The organism is Achromobacter maghribensis (assembly GCF_057334215.1).
In genome coordinates this window covers 118795-122762 of sequence record NZ_JBHFII010000043.1, presented here as the reverse complement: position 1 = coordinate 122762, position 3968 = coordinate 118795, and the positions used below count along the sequence as shown (strand labels likewise).

The following is a 3968-nucleotide window of genomic DNA, read 5'->3' as shown; positions in this document are numbered from 1 at the left end:
GGGAGCCTCCGATTCACGAACGCACGACCCCAATATGCGAATTACCCAACCCCTGTCTTACCGGCTCGACCTTCCGCAGCAATATCCGGATTCGGAAACCTCGGCCCCGCTTGTGCTGGATTCTCCGCACAGCGGCACCGCCTACCCTCCCGATTTCGCGGCCGCGGTGGACTTTGGCGCACTGCGCACTGCGGAAGACACCTGGGTTGACGATCTGTGGGGCGACGCCATGGAAATGGGCGTGCCGATGATTGCCGCCGGTTTTCCGCGCGCCTACATCGACGCCAACCGCGCGCCCGACGAGATCGACGAACTGCTGCTGGACGCCGCGTGGCCCGACGCCATCAACGCCTCGCCGAAGGTCAAGCTGGGCAAGGGCCTGATCTGGCGCATGCTGGATGACGGCACCCCGTTGTACGACCGCAAGCTGACGATCGAAGAAGTCCGCCACCGCATCGATGCCTGCTGGAAGCCCTATCACGCCGCGCTGGGCCAGGTGCTGGACGCCGCCCACAAGAAGTTCGGCAAGGTCTGGCACATCAACTGCCACTCGATGCCCAGCGTCGCGGGCGCCTTCGCCACCGACCGCCCCGGCCTGGTCCATCCCGACTTCGTGCTGGGCGATCGCGACGGCAGCACCAGCGACCCGGCCTTCCGCGAATTCATCGCGGCCTGGCTGCGCGAACGTGGCTACGACGTCACGGTGAATGATCCCTACAAGGGCGTCGAACTGGTGCGCGCCTTCGGCCGCCCCGAAGAGGGTCGCCACAGCCTGCAGATTGAAATCAACCGCAAGCTGTATATGGACGAAACCACGCTGCGCCCCACGGAAAACTATGGCCGCCTGAAGGCCGATCTGCGCGACCTCACCGCCGCGCTGATCAACTGGACTCGCGCGCAAACGGCCTGACGCCGGACGTTTGCACGCAGGTAACCGGCCAGCGGCGTGGTAAGACTGGCCGGAGCAAGTGGGTTGAAAGACCCGAGCCCCATGGTTCGCCATGGGGCTTTTTTTTGTCATTCCCGTGTATAACTACGGCGAACCTTCCAGGAGAGGCGTCGATGCACATCGGGATACCAAAAGAAACCCGAGACGGGGAAACCCGTGTCGCAGCAACACCAGAAACCGTCAAGAAGTACGTAGGCGGCAAACACACCGTTGTCGTGGAGCGTGGCGCAGGCACCGCCGCTCGCTATCTTGATGACGCCTATGAGGCCGCGGGCGCCACGCTCGGCTCCGCCCAGGATGCCTTGGGCGCCGAACTCGTTCTGAAGGTACGCGCCCCTTCCCCCGCCGAATTGCCGCAGATGAAACCAGGCACCGTCGTCATCGGCATGCTTGATCCGTTCGACGCCGACGGCCTGGCGCAAATGGCCGCCGCGGGGCTGGTCGGATTCGCCCTTGAGGCCGCGCCCCGCATCACCCGCGCCCAAAGCCTAGACGTGCTGTCTTCGCAGGCCAACCTGGCGGGCTACAAGGCCGTGCTGCTGGCCGCGCATCACTATGGCCGCCTGATCCCGATGATGATGACCGCCGCCGGCACCCTGAAAGCCGCGCGCGCCGTGGTGCTGGGCACCGGCGTGGCCGGCCTGCAAGCCATCGCCACGGCCAAGCGCCTGGGTGCGGTGGTCGAGGCCTCCGACGTGCGCCCCGCCGCGCGCGAACAGGTGGAATCGCTGGGCGCCAAGTTCATCGACGTGCCGTTCGAAACCGACGAGGAACGCGAGATCGCCCAAGGCACGGGCGGCTATGCGCGCGCCATGCCGCCCGGCTGGATGGCGCGGCAGGCGGCGCTGGTGTCCGAGCGATGCAAGCAGGCAGACCTCGTCATCACCACCGCGCTGATTCCCGGCCGGCCTGCCCCCACGCTGGTGTCCGCCGAAACCGTCGCGGCCATGAAGCCCGGCTCGGTGCTGGTCGACCTGGCGGTCGAACGCGGCGGCAATTGCCCCTTGTCCGAAAAAGGGCGGGTCGTGGAAAAGCATGGCGTGACGATTATCGGGCTGACCAACCTGCCCGGTTTGGTGGCCACGGATGCGTCCGCGCTGTACGCGCGGAACGTCCAGGACTTCCTGAAGCTCATCATCAATGCGGACGGCGCGCTGGCAATCCAGCGCGACGATGAAATCGTGGCGGCCTGCCTGGTGTGCGAAGGCGGCAATGTGACGCGGAGGACCTGAACATGGAAGCGATCAACCCCACCCTGATGAACCTCATCATCTTCGTGCTGGCCATCTATGTCGGCTACCACGTCGTGTGGAACGTCACCCCCGCCCTGCACACGCCGCTGATGGCGGTCACCAACGCCATCTCGGCCATCATCATCGTGGGCGCCATGCTGGCGGCGGCCCTGACCGAAGGCGGACTGGCCCGCGGCATGGGCGTGTTCGCGGTGGCGCTTGCCGCGGTGAACGTGTTCGGCGGCTTCCTGGTCACGCGGCGCATGCTTGAGATGTTCAAGAAAAAGGATCGCAAGCCGGGCAAGGAGGAAGCGAAATGATCTCGCTCAACCTCGTCACCCTGCTCTACCTGGTTGCTTCGGTCTGCTTCATCCAGGCGCTCAAGGGTCTGTCGCATCCCACCACGTCGCGGCTGGGCAACGCCTTCGGCATGGCAGGCATGGCGATCGCCGTGCTGACCACGGCGGCGCTCATCGTCGGCCTGGCGCGCACAGGCACGGCCACGATCGGCCTGGGCTGGGTGTTGCTGGGCCTGCTGATCGGCGGATCCGTCGGCACGCTGATGGCCCGCCGCGTCGAAATGACGAAGATGCCGGAACTGGTTGCCTTCATGCACAGCATGATCGGCCTGGCAGCGGTGGCCATCGCCGTCGCGGTGGTGGCCGAGCCGCACGCCTTCGGCATCGTCGCGGCCGGGGCGATGATCCCCACCGGCAACCGCTTCGAGCTGTTCATCGGCACCTTCGTCGGCGCCATCACGTTCTCGGGTTCGGTCATTGCCTTCGGCAAGTTGTCGGGCAAGTACAAGTTCCGGCTGTTCCAGGGCGCCCCGGTCGTGTTCCCCGGCCAGCACATGCTGAACCTGGCGCTGGCGCTCGTGATGCTGGGCTGCGGCGTGTGGTTCATGCTGACCCAGGACTGGACGCCTTTCGTCATCATGACGCTGGTCGCCTTCGTGCTGGGCGTGCTGATCATCATCCCGATCGGCGGCGCGGACATGCCGGTGGTGGTGTCCATGCTGAACAGCTACTCGGGCTGGGCGGCGGCCGGCATCGGCTTCTCGCTGAACAATCCGATGTTGATCATCGCGGGCTCGCTGGTGGGCTCTTCAGGCGCCATCCTGTCCTACATCATGTGCAAGGCGATGAACCGGTCGTTCTTCAACGTGATCCTGGGCGGCTTTGGCGGCCAGGCGGGCGGCGGCGCGGATGCCGGCGCGGGCCAGCAGCGCAGCGTCAAATCAGGCAGCGCGGACGACGCCGCCTTCTTGATGACCAACGCCGAAAGCGTGACCATCGTGCCCGGCTACGGCCTGGCGGTGGCACGCGCGCAGCACGCGCTGAAAGAACTGGCGACCAAACTCACCGAGCGCGGCGTGACGGTCAAATACGCCATCCATCCGGTTGCCGGGCGCATGCCCGGCCACATGAACGTGCTGCTGGCCGAGGCAGAAGTGCCCTACGACCAGGTCTTCGAAATGGAAGACATCAACAGCGAGTTCGCCCAGACCGACGTGGTGCTGGTATTGGGCGCGAACGACGTGGTCAACCCGGCCGCCAAGAACGACCCCAAGTCGCCCATCGCCGGCATGCCCATCCTGGAAGCCTATAAGGCGCGCACCGTGATCGTGAACAAGCGCTCGATGGCCTCGGGCTATGCGGGCCTGGACAACGAGCTTTTCTACATGGATCGCACGATGATGGTGTTCGGTGACGCGAAGAAAGTGCTGGAAGACATGGTCAAGGCGGTGGAGTAGCCATCCGCCCCCGAACGCCCCGTACCGGGCG

General features: G+C 65.5%; 4 protein-coding genes. All 4 read left to right on the top strand.

Annotated features, from left to right (window positions below; translation table 11 throughout):
- The first annotated feature begins 34 nt into the window (after window positions 1-34).
- The 4 genes from ACE039_RS17810 (at window position 35) to ACE039_RS17795 (ending at window position 3937) form a co-directional block, all read left to right on the top strand.
- Window positions 35-910 (top strand): N-formylglutamate amidohydrolase, encoded by an 876-nt coding sequence (locus ACE039_RS17810; protein WP_310032478.1) that lies wholly within the window; start codon window positions 35-37, stop codon window positions 908-910.
- Between the two features lie 152 nt (window positions 911-1062).
- Window positions 1063-2181 carry a Re/Si-specific NAD(P)(+) transhydrogenase subunit alpha gene (locus ACE039_RS17805; protein ID WP_485822950.1) on the top strand — a complete coding sequence of 373 codons (1119 nt, stop codon included), beginning with the start codon at window positions 1063-1065 and terminating at the stop codon, window positions 2179-2181.
- A gap of 2 nt (window positions 2182-2183) precedes the next feature.
- Window positions 2184-2501, top strand: coding sequence for an NAD(P) transhydrogenase subunit alpha part 2 (locus tag ACE039_RS17800; protein WP_006224972.1), 318 nt, complete (start codon window positions 2184-2186; stop codon window positions 2499-2501).
- Window positions 2498-3937: an NAD(P)(+) transhydrogenase (Re/Si-specific) subunit beta gene (locus tag ACE039_RS17795; protein ID WP_105558451.1), complete on the top strand. Its 1440-nt coding sequence runs from the start codon at window positions 2498-2500 to the stop codon at window positions 3935-3937. The genes ACE039_RS17800 and ACE039_RS17795 overlap by 4 nt, the downstream gene beginning before the upstream one ends.
- Window positions 3938-3968: the final 31 nt, after the last annotated feature.